Here is a 15011-nt window from a genome sequence, read left to right as displayed (position 1 = left end):
GGACAACCGTGCAATGGTGACAAACATCACTGCATGTTTGGTCTGAAACATTTAACTTTGCACCTAGTATGATTAGGCAATACCTGATCTGATGTTTAATCTTTAAAAAGAATAACATGGCTGTAATAGTAGCAACCGATAACGATTTCAATAACGTACTTAACTCAAACCAAAACGTGGTAGTGAAATACTACGCTGACTGGTGCGGCAGCTGCCGTTTGTTTGCGCCTAAGTTCAAGCGCATGTCTGACGAAGAAGTTTTTGCCAATGTGGCCTTCGTGGATGTGAATGCTGAAACAAGCCCAGAGGCCCGCAAATTGGCTGGCGTGACCAACCTGCCTTTCTTTGCCGTGTTCAAGAGTGGTAAACTGGTTGACACAGTGGCTGCCAGCAAAGAAGAAGCTGTACGTGATCTGATCAACAAACTGACTGTTTAAGAAATGAAAATACCCGCAATCAAGAAACTGGTAGAAACCCAGTCGCTGGAAAACCTGACGGCAGCCGAAGAGGCCCTGATGGAGGAGCAGCCGCTTGCCATTGAAGTAGAAGGAGATGACGAAGGCGAACAGCTGACACACGTGATAGCTGCTGCCTGGATCCTGAATTACATGAACGACAACGGCGTCGATTTCAAGACGGCGCTGCGTGAGTACACGAAAAAGGTGCGCGTTTCTATCAGCTAAACCTATAACTGATAATCTCTAAAAGCATCAGGCCCCGAAGCGAATTGTTTCGGGGCCTGATGCTTTTTTTATAGCGTACTTCCTGTCTACATGTTATTCTTTGCGAAATATGACTCAGCCAGCTTTCCTCCCAGGTCCGTACAAATGCCGCGCACATAGTACAGGTAGATGCTGCGGAACACTTCTGCCAGATCATACTTTTCAGGCGGAAATGATACCGGGTTGATCATCATAAAGAACTGCTCCAGAATGATCTTTGTAACCAGTTGCAGGTTAATGTCTTTGCGGAAGTAACCTTGCAGTATCCCTCTGTTCAGAATCTCAGCGTTTACATGCTGGTTATTCTCGATCACATTCTGCATGCTCAACTTCCAGGCTTCCGGATATCTTTGCAGATCTGCAATATAAACGGGGTTCACCTGCTTGATACTTCTGATACCATCCTGCAGAAGCAGCATAATTTCCTCTACAGGGTTCGTAGCCTTGGAGAGCATTTCCATCTGCCTCTTGTTTTCTACTTCTATATCGTACAGAATTACCTGCTTCACCATATTCTCACGGCTCGAGAAAAGCTCCTGAAAAGTTGACTGACGGATGTCAAGCTTCCTGATCAGGTCTGCATCTGAGTTCGCATCTATGCCATCCCGCTTAAAGATCTGCAGGAGTTCACCTAATATGGTTTCTAAAAAAGTCATGGAGTAGGGTAAATCATCAAGCTAATGCATGGAGTAGGTATATACTCATTACGCAGTTAGATCCCTGATGTATATATTAACTTGTATTTTAAAGCATGCAAATGTAACATAATACAAGGCGCCTTACAAGCTATTCTCTAATCCGTCCCGAGTAGACCTACAGTAAGGTCCAGATACTGATGAAGAACACGGCCTGTACCAGGTAAACATAAGGCGCCAGTCGGTTATGCTTGTAGATAGGGGCTTTCTGAAAATACACCTGAAACAGAAAGGACAGTCCCAGCCATCCTACATAATTAGTCCATGGAATACGCCCTCCATACCAGTCCCAGAAGTCAAAGGCCACAGCCACCGGCTCCAGAAAAAAATCGAGCCCGACCATAAGCAGTGCAGCCAGCACAGCTCTTGCAAGCCAATGCAGCTGTATCATATTAACCAAATGCCCTGAAGTGTAAACGAGCATCAGCCAATTAAGCCCGATCAGCAGCGGCACGTCCAGCACTTTTAGACCTAAAGACTCCCCATAGGCATAGTCCCCGAACAGTAAGCCGGTATGTATACCTAGCACCTCCGCAAAAAAGCCAGCGACCATGATTACAACTGCGAAGAGTATAAAGGCTACATTCCAGCGCCTATGAAAGGAAAAGAGCAGGAAGTTAGTCAGGAGCAGGTTCATGGGTGTGAGCCGCTGAAACTTTTCTGGTTCACCACTAAACATCAGCCCCCAAAAGCCCACCGCATGGAAAATAGCCAACACACCTAAAGCTAAGCCAAAGGCATAGGGTTTAAGCCGTTCTTGCAGAGGTATAGCCGGTTGATATGTTTGTGTGGTATCAGGCATGCTGTTTAGATTTGTTAGCTGGTGTTACGACAGGCAGAAGACTTCCTACTATACGGGCAGAAAGCAGGCAGAGTGGTATACCTCCCCCAGGATGCACACTGCCTCCGCAGAAGTAAAGCCCCTTAAGTTTAGAGCTGAAGTTCGGGTGCCGTAGAAATGCCGCCATGCGGTTGTTAGAGCTACTGCCATAGAGTGCCCCCGCATACGATGAAGTCTGCTGCTCGATCAGCAATGGGTCCAGCACCTGTTCGCAGGCGATCAGTTTGCTTAGGTCAGTTTGCAGCATACGGCTGAGCTTATCTGTCACGGCCTGGCGGGTGGTGCTGATGAGCTGCTCCCAATTCTGCCCCTGGTGGTGCGGCACGTTCACCATCACAAACCAGTTCTCGCAGCCGGCAGGCGCATCGCTCTTTTCCATTTTAGAGGTGATATTCACATACACGGTCGGGTCCGGGCTGATGGACTTGTGCCGGAAGATGTGCTCGAACTCCTTTTTGTAGTCCTGGCTGAAGAAGATGTTGTGCAGGTGCAGCTCCGGAAACTCACGGGCTATACCCCAGTAGTAGATCAATGCAGAACTGGAGCGTGGCTGCTGCAGGGTCTGCTCCGGCGCCGGCTGGTCGGGCAGCAGGCGGCGGTAGGTCGGCACCACATCCATGTTGCTCACCACCACCTCAGCGCTATACCTGCCGGAGCTGGTTTCTATACCTGTTGCTTTGCCATTTTGGGTAATGATCCGCTCCACCCGTTCGTTATACCTGAAGGCCACGCCCAGCTCCTCGGCCAGCTTCACCAGACTGGTGGCAATGCTGTAAATACCACCTTTGGGGTAGAAAGCGCCTATGTTATGCTCCAGATGCGGGATCAGATTGAGTGTACCCGGTGCCTGGTAAGGGTCGGAGCCGTTGTAGGTAGCAAAGCGGTCAAGCAATTGCACAAAACGCGGATCCTTGAACAGCCTGGCATTGGCATCGTGCATGGTCGTCGTCAGCCCCAGGTCCGACAGGCAACCCAAGGCTTTAAGCACATCAGCGCTCAGGTAAGTGTCGAGCCGGTGCAGCGACTTGTGCAGAAAAGTATCAGCCGTACCCTTGTATAGCCGGGCGCTCTTGGCCAGCACATCCCGTACATCCTGCGCGTTTACCCCTAGCTGCTGCTCCGCCTCAACGGCAAAGGCCTCAGCATCGGCATAGGCCTTCAATTGACTGCCGCCGGGCCAAAAGTAGTGCGTAATCGGGTCGAGGCGGGTATAGGTAAAGTAATCGGATGGATTGCGACCGGCCAGGGTAAAGAGTTCGTCGACGAGGTGTGGCAGTGTGAACAACGAAGGACCAGCATCAAAGCGGTAGCCCTGCAGGTCGAACTGGTGCATCTTGCCCCCAAACGAAGCATTGGCCTCAAACACGGTCACGTCATAGCCTTTCACCGCCAGCCTGATAGCCGTGGCGATGCCTCCTATACCTGAACCGATAATGGTCGCTTTCGTCATACCCTAATTTAAGGAGATTATTTCTTCTCTGCACTTAACTGAAAGGGTATAGCAAAGGTTTTAAAGATTTGGCTCTTTACTACAGGCTGATTCCGTGGTATACCTATACCTGATGAGCTTATCTGTACCTGAGGCTTCAGCTAAACTATACCTGCCTGAATAGCCTTCTGTAAACCGGCCCGCGCATTCCAAAAGCAGCTAGCATCAGCGGGTATAGTAGCAAGTCGAGTACTTTATACTCTGTGCTATAGTCAATGATGTCGTGGATAACAGCGCCACTGCCCTGTTTCGTAATTAAATGCTTGTGTCGCCAGCTGCGGAGGGGAGGGGGTACTTCCTGACCTTCGTCCACAAACCAGGCAGCTGTGTCCGTTATTTCCCGCTCTGTGATCAGGCTGGTCCAGCGAAAGGACTTTATGCCTGTCTGCAGCTCCACCTCCACCATGTCACCTGGGGCACTGCCATCAAACCGCAATAGTTTCAGCCGCGGGTAGGGTGGAGCCAACTCCCGGAACAGCTGCTCGTCAAAAGCATTAAAAACGCTCGAAAAGTCTTGCTGCACAGTGGTTTTCAGGTGAAGGCGCATTTGTTTGATTGCTAAATTGCTGATGGTTAAATTGTTGGTCCTCATTTACACCTGCCGCCGCTCCAATGAGCGGGGGCAATAGTGGCTTGTGTCTTTAAACAGGTATAGCCAGCTTAATTAGCACTTGCCGAGCCAGGGGTGATTGGCAAAAGTCGGTGAAAACATAGGCTTTCCCTCTATACCTGCAAGCCGGGCTATATCTATACCTAAGAACTACCTCTAATAACCAAACATTAACCATAAGGTTATACCTACTATCTTACTGTAAGCACAAAAGAAAAGCCGCAACACTAGACATGCTGCGGCTTCGGTATTTTCACCTGTTACCGAACCAACAATTTAACAATTAAATTTAACTCAACAGGTTATCGATATCCTCTTTCGTCAGGCTCTTGATGATGTTTTCGTCCGTGCTGATCAGGTCGGTTACGAGCTGGATCTTCCGGTTCTGCAGTGCCAGGATCTTTTCCTCCACGGTATCTTTGGTGATGAACTTGTAAGTAAACACCTTGTTCTGCTGCCCGATACGATGGGCACGGTCCACAGCTTGCGCCTCAACGGCCGGGTTCCACCACGGGTCCAGGATAAACACATAGTCAGCGGCGGTCAGGTTAAGGCCCACACCACCGGCTTTCAGTGAGATCAGGAACACCTGTATGCTTGGGTCATTCTGGAAAAGCTCTACCTGCTGCTGGCGGTTTTTGGTGTTGCCGTCCAGGTATGCGTAGGTGATCTCCTTTTCATTCAGCACCTGCCGTATGATTTCCAGATGCTTCACGAATTGGCTGAAGATAAGCACCTTGTGCCCCTTGGCCACAATACTCTTGGTCATGCGCATTACCTCTTTCAGCTTACCCGACTCGCCTTCGTAGCTTGGATCGGTCATGGAAGGGTGATTGGCAATCTGGCGGAGCTTCATCAGACCCTGCAAGAGCATAAACTGGGTATTGCCCGGCCCGTTTTCCTCCAGACTCGTCAGGATCTTGTTGCGGTAATACGACTTTGTTTCTTCGTAGGCATGCTCCTGCTCCTCCGTCATCTTACAGAAAGTGGTGTGCTCAATCTTCGGCGGCAGCTCGCGAGCCACCTGCGACTTGTGCCTGCGCAGGATAAAAGGCTTGATCAAGGCATGCAGTCGGCGTGTCTTGTGCTCATCCTTCTCCTTTTCGATCGGCTTTAGAAACTCGTTTCGGAAGAAGTGCTGATTGCCCAGCAGGCCCGGATTAATGAACGACATCTGCGACCACAGGTCCATTGTGCTATTCTCCACTGGTGTACCCGTCAAAATCAGGCGGTGACGCGACTTGAGCGAACGAACTGCTTTTGAAGTGTTGGAGTCAGGGTTTTTGATAGCTTGCGACTCGTCCAGTATGATGTAGTCGAAGTAGTAGGTCTTGAGCAGCTCCGTGTCGAGGCGCACAATGCCGTAGGAGGTCAGCACCAGGTCATAGTCCTTGAACTGCTCCACGTTCTTGTCGCGGTAAGTGCCGGTGTAGGTGAGGATGCGCAGCTCCGGAGTAAACTTCTGGGCCTCATTCATCCAGTTATAGATGAGCGATGTAGGCATGACCAATAGCGAAGCCGACTCGGCCCCGTTCTCTTTGCGGTGCTGCAGCATGGCCAATGTCTGCACAGTCTTACCCAATCCCATGTCATCAGCCAGACAGCCGCCAAACTTGTAGTCCTTTACAAAGTGCAGCCAGTTGTAACCTGCTTTCTGGTATGGACGCAGCTCGCCCTGGAAGCCGGCTGGCAAAGGCTTATCTTCTATTTCATCAAACTCGCGCAGTTTCTCCAACTTGCGCGTCATCGTCACCTGCGCCAGGTTGCCGTTCTGCAAGTCGTTCACCAGCGCCATGTGGTGCTTACGCAGCGTAAGCTGGTGCTCGCCCTCCGAGAAAGCAAACAGTTCGATGTACTGCGTGAACCACTCTTCAGGTATAATGGCCACCTGCCCGTTCGGTAACAGGTACTCGTTGTTGCGGGTCAGAATATGGTTTTTGAGCTTGATAAAAGGAATCTCAAACTCGCCGAAACGCACCGTGCCGTAGATGTCGAACCAGTCGTTGTTTTCGGTTATACCTACATTAACGGAGATCTCACCAATGAAATAGTTCTTACCGCTTTTCTCAGACTGCTCTACAGTAAAGCCCAGTTCTTCGAGCGCCTGCAGGTTGTTGTTGAGCCAAGAGAAAGCAGCGCCTTTATCCAGCACAGCCTGTCCGTTCTTCACTTCCAGTTCGCGCTTGGCAAGCTCTTTTACGTACTGCTTTTCGTGCACTGCATCACGTATCAGCTTATGGAAAATGTAGGAATCCTCCGTCTTTTCCATGCTCACACTGATGCGCTTGGCATCCTGGGCCTCTACCATGTGGTCGCCATACCTGAACGATAAGTTAAACAGGATCTTGTCAGCCACGGCAGCCTTGTCTGCTTTGCTCGCCTCACTGCCTCCGTTGCTCAGCAGCGCAGACACCTCTGCCGACTTGATCTCGGAGAAGTTCAGATGAGGCTTAGGCCGAAACTCCTGCGGTTTGATCTCAAAGCCGTTTGGTTTCACGTCAAAGGACTCCACCAGGGAGGTCACGAATTTGCGGTAGTAGTTTTCCTCTACCGATCGCGGAATCAGAATAAACTTCTTATTCAGGAAAGGCTGTAGCTTTTTGCCATCAATGCCATTCTCAAAACTATAAACCACTCCATCCAGCATCAGCCACGCGGGCTCATAGCAGATCAAGGCAGCATTGCGATACTGGAAGTTCAGCTTTTCGCCTTTGTATTTGATGGTAGGGTAGTAGTGGGTATTGTCTTCATTTCGGTGTAAGTGAAAGCGCACAGTCGCCTTGTCAGCCGCCACTTGAATCTCTTTCCAGGCAGGGTCACCGTCTTTGCCCATAATGAATGTGCGCCGGTCCTCGAGCATTTCCAGAATTTTGCCCATACGCACCTGTATGTAATGGCTGATCGCCTCCTGCATGTTTTTATCGCCCTTTTCTGGGTCGTATACCTTCAGGAAGAAATCAGCAGGAGATAGCTTCTTGGGAGAGAATTTCTTCAGTACAGCGTCCTGCTGAATCTGATCGATCAAAGCAATTAGCTTGAAATCTTTGTCGTCGAGACGGGAAGCAAATTCATCGGCGTTTTTGGCAGAAATATTCTGGTGCTGTAAAGTCAGCTGCCCCTTGGTATTGATCTGCACCACAAAAGATTCGAACAGGTATCCCAGGTATTCGTGTTCAAACAACGAATAGATCACCTGAAACGGCTGTGTGGTGTATACTTTCATACAGGTACAATTTTAGGACTTCAAATTTACTCCCAAAACTCCTGATTTCCTACCTTACACTCTTGAAATTACCGCCGCGAATCAAACTATTTTTATATTTTCAGTATATAATTACCCGCTCAGGCACATTAAAGACTTTTAATCTCAATATATAGAGTATATCATATATTCCATAGCACCTTAAAGCCCCTCTTCAAATTTAAGCTCGCTTCTGATCACTTCTGATTTACCTGCTCTCACCAAGCTAATCGCATCATCTTGAGCCAGGAAAACATTTTCCTCTGTCCACTCCCAGGTAGCATTCATCGGCAAGTTCACACCGCTTGCACCAAACCATACTTTGATCGTATCGCCTTGTGTGGTCAAGTATATCTCGTCGAAAGTTTGCTGGCTTGAAGCGGTAAAAGGTATGCGGGGACAGGAAGTCAATTGTGTCAGTACTTCCTGGTCGTTTCGGAACCGCCTCTGCAGAAAGTCCAGGTGCTGGCTGGAGCATTGGTAGCCCAGCATCAAGGCGGAGTTAGTGCTGATAAGGCGATTAGGGTATAGCTATACCTTACAGATTGTCCCGTACGGACATGGCAGCCGCTTTGCGGGCCGGCCGTATAGACACCAGCATGGTGATGATCACGATTGCGCCCCCCGTCAGCACAAAGTCCATCAGCTTAAGTTTAACAGGGTAGGAGTCAACAACCGAAGTGGCCATACCCATCGACACAATGCCGAAGGTCTGCTGCAGGTTGGCAATCAGCATACCCAGCGACAGGCCATAGGAAGCTCCGATAAAAGCCACTAAAGCGCCTTCGATCAAAAATATGTTGCGGATCTGCTCTTTGGTGGCGCCCATGGAGGCAAGCACTGCGATATCCTTCTTCTTATCGATGACGAGCATGGAGAGGGAGAAGAAGATGTTGAGCGAAGCTATAAGTAGGATAAAGGCAAAGGTGATGAACACGAAAAGCTTTTCGACCTTCACAGCACGTAACAGGCTGGTGTGCTGCTCGTCGCTGTTCTGGACCAGGAAGCCCTCGCCCAGTACTTTCTGCAAAGAGCGTTTCACTGTTTCGATGCGGTACCCATCCTCCACCTTGATCTCAATGGCTGTACGCCGCCGACCGTACTCCATCAACTCCTCCGCAAACTGTATAGGCACAAACACATAGGCATCGTCGTACTGCCGCTCAATGGCAAACACGCCGCCTGGGCTTATTTGTAGTGTTTTAAAGGCCCCCTCGGGATTGAGTGGGTTAAATTTTGTATTGCGTGGATACAGGAACTGCATGTACGTAAACTGATTGCTCGTCCTGATGGAGAGCTGATACTGAACACCCCGGCCCACCAGAGCGTAGTAATTGTCGTTTGCATACAGGTTGTAGTCGCCTTCCACTACTGAAGAGCCAATCCTGTTCTGCTCAAAGAAGTTCTCACTCACGCCCTTGACTTTCACAACCATCTGCCGATCGTTGTAGCGCAATAGCGCATTGTCTTCTATCACCTCTGTTACCAGCGCTACACCAGGGGTGCGGCGTATGCGGTTCATGAACTCAGTATCCGTCTCAAACGACTTGCCTTCTACTGACGAAATCTTTAGGTTCGGATCAAAGCTGGTATAAATCGTACGAATAAGGTCTTCGAGACCGTTGAACACCGACAGCACAATGATAAGAGCCGCCGTACCCACCGCCACCCCGATCATGGCAATGTTGGAGATAATGCTGATGATGTTCCTCTTCTTCTTAGAGAAAAAATAACGCTTCGCTATGAGATAAGGGACGTTCATTTAGCAGTTTTGGGTGCTTGGGCTAAAGGTTGATTGTTCTTACAAAAATTAATTTCATTGACTGCCAACTCTCTTCTAATTGTCTAGGCTTTAGAATGAGCTAAGGTCTGCTATACCTTGCTGATGTGAAATCAGGTCTTTGGTTTCTTCCTGCCTTTCCAGCAATTTAATCATTTTGCGGCATCAACAATTTAACAATTAAGCCATCAACAATTTAATTTATTTCCAGGCTTTCACGATCAGGCCTGTGCCTGAGGCGTGCTTGCCGTTTACATCAAACCAGTTCAGCACGAGGCTTATCGGGAAAGTAATCAGGTAGTAAAATGGCAGCAGGATAAAAAACGCTTTGGAAGTGTTGAGCATCAAGAGCGGGTACTTCATCGAAAGCCGCCACGAGATCTGCCCTGGCTTACCGTAGGAATAGCGCGCTTCTACTTTGCTGAAGCCTGCTGAGAAAAGCTTATCCTGAATTTCCTGAATGTTATAGCCGTCGCGCACGTGCTCTTCTATAAACGATGTTTCATCGTCGCCATGCACATCCGAGCCACCTTGGTCAGACGGGGTGGAGATAACCAGCATACCGCCTGGCACCAACGATGCCTGAAAGTTGCGGAATACTTCCACATCCTCCAGGATATGCTCCATCACGTCTACCGAAAGAATCAGGTCGTAAGTGTTCTCTTCGCGGTATTTCACCAGGTCGCCTATGCGAAACAGCACGTTCTGCCGCCCAATCGCCCTGAAAAAGCGGTTACTGTCTGATATCTGCTCCTCTTTTACGTCAACGGCCAATATACTCCATTTGCTACTCTGGCTTGAGAGCCAGTAGGTATACTGTCCGAAGCCAGAGCCCGCATCCAGTATGTGCTGCTCGTCGGCTTTACGGTTAGCGGCCCACTCGCGCAGCTCCTTGTGCACATGCCAGGCACGTAGCAGGAGCAGGTCCAGCAAATTATAAAATACGCGGCGCAGGAATGGGGTCTTGTTAAACACATCGCCCAGCACGCGCTTAATCGGATCGTACTGCATAAGGGTGTTGCTAGTTCTTAGCGGGTATAGGTGTCGTCCTCCTCGTCTTCCTCGGGAGCAGGTGGTATATCCAGATTGGAGAATAGTTCGTCAATCTTGGCGGCGTACTCAGCAGTATCGTCCAAAAAGAACACAAGCTCAGGTATAACACGCACCTGTTTCTTGATGCGCTGGGCTAGCAGGTGACGAATGGTTTTGGTGTTTACGCGCAGTTCCTGCAGGAGCATTTCATTGCCGTCTTTGGCGTTCATCACGCTCAGGTATACACGCGCCAGACCCAGGTCGGGCGACATACGCACTACACTTACCGATATATAGGCACCGCCGAACAAGTGTGGCACTTCCCGTTGGAATATCTCTGCCAACTCCCTCTGAATTAGGCGCGAAAACTTCTGTTGTCTTTTACTTTCCATATTGAAGATGCAAATATCATATTAATTTCGCATTTTTACCCCAATTGTGCCGTACTCATTTCGGCTCAGGCTGGTGTATAGTTCTTTCTAACTCCGTCTTCCTTTGATTAGTTACTTCCGAAGCATACTGCCTTCCCGCTTATTTTTGCTGGTGTTACTGTTCCTGGCGATCCGGTTGCCGCTCATCTTTTTGGGTATACCTGCTACTGCATCTGAGCTGCTGTACATGCTGGTAGGGGAGCGTATGGCAGATGGCTTTGCCATGTACCGTGATATCTACGACACCACGGCACCCCTTTCTGCCTTTGTGTACTGGACCATCGATGTGATAGCAGGGCGCTCATACCTGAGTTACAGGCTCACAGCGACATTCCTGCTCCTCTTTCAGGCGGTCATGCTTAACCTGACGCTAAACCGGCATCAGGTATACGCAGGCAAAGGCTATATCCCTGCTTTGTTATACCTGCTCATGGGTAGCCTTACCTTTGAGTTTGATATGCTCACGCCACTGCTTATTGGCAATACATTTGTTATTCTGTCGCTCCCCTATATCATCACGATCTCAAGGGAGGGCTTTGAAAATAACCGCTTGTTTGTAGGAGGGTTTATGGTGGGGCTTGCAGCTATGAGCTATCTGCCCTTGGCGCTGTTTCTGCTGGTAGCGGCTTTTGGCGTTGTGCTCTTCGCCTCCAACACTTTCCGGAGCTTCCTGTTAATGCTCTGCGGCTTTGCCTTTCCTTACGCCGTGCTGGTGACTTATTACCTTTATACCAATACAACGTCTCATTTTGCAGAAATGCATTTGCTGCAACCCTGGCAGTTTGGCATCAACCCGCTGGTTCCGCCGGCCCACCTGGCACTGGCGCTGGCGCTGCCTGCAGCACTTTTGCTGCTTTCGCTGATCAGCACGACCTCACTGCCTCAGCGCCTGGTGTTTCAGGGCAAGTTTCAGCAACTCATGACGGTATGGCTCGTGGTGAGTATTGTGGTGTTGATCAGCCGCAACGAGCTATCAGTAGGTTCCTTCGTAGTAATACTTCCGCCCATCGCCTATTTCGGCGAATTCCTGTTCACAAGCCGCATGAAGAAATGGATACTAAACCTGATGTTTTTTATCCTGTTAGGTGGGGTGTTGCTTATCCGTTATCGACAGCCACTGGGTTTAGCTTCTTTTGTAAAGATCGATGACTCTCAGCTACTGTTGCCGGACAACAGCGTTGGAGATGAGATCAGGGGTAGCTCGGTATTGGTTCTTGGTGATGACATCAGCTATTATGAGCACAACAAACTGGCTACGCCATACCTGAACTGGCGGCTATCACAACGCCACTTCGGCCGACTCGATGAGTACCAGGCCGTCTATGACCTCTATCAGAACTTCCGCCTGGAAAGCCCAGTATACATTGTGGACCAAGCCGGCCTTATGCCGCAATTAAAACATAAACTGCCGTCCGTTTTCGAAGGATATGAGCCTACGCAAACAGCGGCAGTCTATAAAAAAGTCCGTTAAGCGGCTATACCTGTCTTAGCAAACCGGAATTTTATTAACGCGATTCTGGTGGCGTCCACCTTCAAATTCTGTCTCCAGGAACACACGTGTCATATCCGCTGCTACGTCCTGCGACACAAACCGGGCAGGTATACATAGTATGTTGGCGTTGTTATGCTCCCGGGATAGCTTAGCCAGCTCTGTCTGCCAGCAAAGTGCCGCTCTGATCTCCTGGTACTTATTGGCTGTCATGGCCACACCGTTTCCGCTTCCGCAGATCAGGATACCAAAGTCGGCTTCTTTGTTCACCACAGCCTTCGCCAGTGGATGCACATGATCCGGATAGTCTACTGAAGCATCTGAACCAGGACCAAAGTCTGTCACTTCGTTGCCTGCCGCCTCCAGCTGCTCTTTCAGCAGGCTCTTGTATGTAAAGCCGGCGTGGTCGCCGCCGATTGCTATTTTATATCCCATAGTTTTAAGCGTTATTTTCGTTCAGTCTTTTCAAATCGCGCTGGATAATTCCTCTTGATACGCTGATACTTACTTCATACAGCACGATCAGCGGAAAGGATATCAGCAACTGACTAATCACATCCGGAGGTGTGATTACCGCAGACACAATCAGGATCACGATAATGGCGTGTCGGCGATACAGCTTCATTATCTCCGGTGAGAGCAGTCCCGCCTTGGTGAAGAAATACACAATGACCGGCAACTCAAACATAAAGGCACAGGCCAGGCAAAGCGTGGTTAGTGTTGAAATGTAGGAAGACAAGTCAAACTCATTTACGATAGACGGGTCGACCTGATAACCAGCCAGGAAGTTGATCGAGATAGGAGATACTACGTAGTAGCCGAAGAGCAGGCCCATCGCAAACAGTACCGATACCCAGAACACCGCACCACGTGAGTTTTGCTGTTCCTGCGGGTATAGGCCTGGCTTCACAAAACGCCAGATCTCCCAAAAGGCATACGGAAAGGCCAATGCCAGGCCTAGCACCAGCGACACCATGATGTGCATGGAGAACTGGCCGCTCATTTGCCGGCTTTGTATCGTAAAGCCTAGGTCTTCTATACAGAATGCGCTCGATCCAAAATATTGGCTGACCTTACACATCATCTGGTAGCTAAAGAAGTCGGTGCGGGAAGGGGCCAGGATGATATCGTGGAACACGAAGCCTTTGGCAAGAAAGGCCGCTGTAGCAAACACCAGAATGGATGCTACTGACCGTATAATGTGCCACCGCAACTCCTCCAAATGGTCCACAAAGGACATCTCCTGCTGCTGTTCCGCTCCCTCGAGGTGTGGTTGGTCCATTAATGATGGCTTATAAATAAATTCTTATGATTGAATTAGTAAGCAAAAAGTGGATAGTCTTGCATCCAGCTGTTCACTTCTTTGCGCACAGCTTCTATTTTGCTTTCGTTGTCGTGGTTAGTGAGCACACTGTCCATCAACTCTACTATGCGAGCCATGTCCGTCTCTTTCAAACCACGTGTCGTAATCGCAGCAGTACCTACGCGCATACCTGAGGTCACAAACGGTGACTTATCATCAAAAGGCACCATGTTCTTGTTGATGGTGATATCTGCCTTCACAAGTGTGTTCTCAGCCAGCTTACCAGTTATACCTTTCGAACGCAGGTCGATCAGCATCATGTGGTTATCAGTTCCACCTGAGATAATGTTATAGCCACGCTCTACAAAGGCAGCTGCCATGGCCTGCGCATTCTGCTGCACCTGCTTGATATAGCCCATGTAGTCATCAGACAACGCCTCGTAATAGGCCACTGCCTTCGCTGCGATCACGTGCTCCAGCGGACCGCCTTGTGTACCCGGGAATACGGCTCCATCCAGCAGAGATGACATCATGCGGGTTTCTCCCTTAGGAGTCTTCAGGCCAAACGGATTTTCAAAGTCTTTGCCCATCATGATCATACCGCCTCTTGGTCCGCGCAGTGTTTTGTGCGTAGTGGTGGTTATGATATGGCAGTGCTCAAATGGGTTGTTCAGAAGCCCTTTAGCAATCAAGCCGGAAGGGTGGGAGATATCGGCCAGTAATAGTGCGCCTACCTCGTCGGCAGCTGCACGTAGTTTTTTATAATCCCAGTCGCGGCTGTAGGCAGAAGCACCGCAGATGATCAGCTTGGGCTTCTCACGACGGGCTGTTTCCACTACTTTATCAAAATCGATCAGGCCAGTTTCCTGCTCCACACCATAGAAGCTTGGCTGGTACAGTTTACCAGAGAAGTTAACAGGCGAGCCATGTGTCAGGTGACCACCGTGAGACAGGTCGAAACCCAGGATCTTGTCGCCTGGCTGCAGTACTGCGAGCATCACAGCTGAGTTAGCCTGAGCACCAGAGTGCGGCTGCACGTTTACCCAGGTAGCCCCAAAAAGCTCCTTTGCACGGTCTATCGCCAGCTGCTCCGACTGATCCACAATTTCGCAACCACCATAGTAGCGTTTGCCTGGCAGGCCTTCAGCATACTTATTGGTCATCACACTTCCCATCGCCTCCATCACCTGATCCGAAACGAAGTTCTCGGACGCGATCAGTTCGATGCCGTGGGTCTGGCGTGCTTTCTCTTTAGCAATCAGGTCAAATATAGCTGTGTCTTTCTGCATGGCTGCTTTGTTTTTATAATCCTTCAAAATTAAAGCTTGCACCTGAATAAACCAATGTTTCAAAAGTTTATATCAGCCGCAGCGTAACT

Annotated in this window: 15 protein-coding genes; 3 read left to right on the top strand and 12 right to left on the bottom strand. The window is 49.6% G+C overall.

What is annotated here, in order from left to right; all coding sequences use genetic code 11:
* Positions 1–116: 116 nt before the first annotated feature.
* On the top strand, positions 117–437 hold the full coding sequence (locus AC5FXQ_RS08280) for a thioredoxin domain-containing protein (RefSeq protein ID WP_493602005.1): 321 nt from the start codon (positions 117–119) through the stop codon (positions 435–437).
* 3 nt (positions 438–440) lie between these two features.
* The gene (locus tag AC5FXQ_RS08275; protein ID WP_493602004.1) at positions 441–683 is read left to right on the top strand and encodes a DUF6952 family protein; all 243 of its coding nucleotides are present in this window, start codon (positions 441–443) and stop codon (positions 681–683) included.
* An 86-nt stretch (positions 684–769) separates the two neighbouring features.
* Here AC5FXQ_RS08275 and AC5FXQ_RS08270 read toward each other — a convergent pair whose 3' ends face one another.
* The 9 genes from AC5FXQ_RS08270 to rbfA all read right to left on the bottom strand — a co-directional run bounded on the left by AC5FXQ_RS08270 (position 770) and on the right by rbfA (position 10802).
* The gene (locus AC5FXQ_RS08270) at positions 770–1378 is read right to left on the bottom strand and encodes a TetR/AcrR family transcriptional regulator (protein WP_493602003.1); all 609 of its coding nucleotides are present in this window, start codon (positions 1376–1378) and stop codon (positions 770–772) included.
* Positions 1379–1535: 157 nt separating this feature from the next.
* Entirely contained in the window at positions 1536–2219 is a 684-nt protein-coding gene (locus tag AC5FXQ_RS08265) for a carotenoid biosynthesis protein (RefSeq protein ID WP_493602002.1), read from the bottom strand.
* On the bottom strand, positions 2212–3708 hold the full coding sequence (crtD, locus tag AC5FXQ_RS08260; RefSeq protein WP_493602001.1) for a 1-hydroxycarotenoid 3,4-desaturase CrtD: 1497 nt from the start codon (positions 3706–3708) through the stop codon (positions 2212–2214). The genes AC5FXQ_RS08265 and crtD overlap by 8 nt, the downstream gene beginning before the upstream one ends.
* Before the next feature lie 145 nt (positions 3709–3853).
* Positions 3854–4294: an SRPBCC family protein gene (locus AC5FXQ_RS08255; RefSeq protein ID WP_493602000.1), complete on the bottom strand. Its 441-nt coding sequence runs from the start codon at positions 4292–4294 to the stop codon at positions 3854–3856.
* A gap of 352 nt (positions 4295–4646) precedes the next feature.
* On the bottom strand, positions 4647–7580 hold the full coding sequence (locus tag AC5FXQ_RS08250; RefSeq protein WP_493601999.1) for a DEAD/DEAH box helicase: 2934 nt from the start codon (positions 7578–7580) through the stop codon (positions 4647–4649).
* Positions 7581–7760: 180 nt separating this feature from the next.
* The gene (locus tag AC5FXQ_RS08245) at positions 7761–8090 is read right to left on the bottom strand and encodes a hypothetical protein (RefSeq protein WP_493601998.1); all 330 of its coding nucleotides are present in this window, start codon (positions 8088–8090) and stop codon (positions 7761–7763) included.
* A gap of 46 nt (positions 8091–8136) precedes the next feature.
* Positions 8137–9360 carry an ABC transporter permease gene (locus AC5FXQ_RS08240; RefSeq protein WP_493601997.1) on the bottom strand — a complete coding sequence of 408 codons (1224 nt, stop codon included), beginning with the start codon at positions 9358–9360 and terminating at the stop codon, positions 8137–8139.
* Positions 9361–9579: 219 nt separating this feature from the next.
* Positions 9580–10389 carry a class I SAM-dependent methyltransferase gene (locus tag AC5FXQ_RS08235; RefSeq protein WP_493601996.1) on the bottom strand — a complete coding sequence of 270 codons (810 nt, stop codon included), beginning with the start codon at positions 10387–10389 and terminating at the stop codon, positions 9580–9582.
* Between the two features lie 17 nt (positions 10390–10406).
* On the bottom strand, positions 10407–10802 hold the full coding sequence (gene rbfA / locus AC5FXQ_RS08230) for a 30S ribosome-binding factor RbfA (protein ID WP_493601995.1): 396 nt from the start codon (positions 10800–10802) through the stop codon (positions 10407–10409).
* A gap of 103 nt (positions 10803–10905) precedes the next feature.
* Between rbfA and AC5FXQ_RS08225 the strand changes: the two genes are divergently transcribed.
* Entirely contained in the window at positions 10906–12312 is a 1407-nt protein-coding gene (locus tag AC5FXQ_RS08225) for a hypothetical protein (RefSeq protein ID WP_493601994.1), read from the top strand.
* A gap of 15 nt (positions 12313–12327) precedes the next feature.
* On the opposite strand, the gene rpiB is transcribed toward AC5FXQ_RS08225, so the two are convergent.
* From rpiB to glyA, 3 genes are read right to left on the bottom strand one after another with little or no spacing between them, the layout of a single operon-like run.
* Complete coding sequence (rpiB, locus tag AC5FXQ_RS08220; protein ID WP_493601993.1) at positions 12328–12765, bottom strand: ribose 5-phosphate isomerase B; 438 nt, start codon at positions 12763–12765, stop codon at positions 12328–12330.
* Between the two features lie 4 nt (positions 12766–12769).
* Positions 12770–13612 (bottom strand): twin-arginine translocase subunit TatC, encoded by an 843-nt coding sequence (tatC, locus tag AC5FXQ_RS08215; RefSeq protein ID WP_493601992.1) that lies wholly within the window; start codon positions 13610–13612, stop codon positions 12770–12772.
* A gap of 35 nt (positions 13613–13647) precedes the next feature.
* Positions 13648–14922 carry a serine hydroxymethyltransferase gene (glyA, locus tag AC5FXQ_RS08210; protein ID WP_493601991.1) on the bottom strand — a complete coding sequence of 425 codons (1275 nt, stop codon included), beginning with the start codon at positions 14920–14922 and terminating at the stop codon, positions 13648–13650.
* Positions 14923–15011 lie beyond the last annotated feature (89 nt).

The sequence above is a fragment of the Pontibacter sp. LHS1 genome, from assembly GCF_058932855.1.
This window is presented reverse-complemented; position numbering and strand designations above follow the sequence as displayed.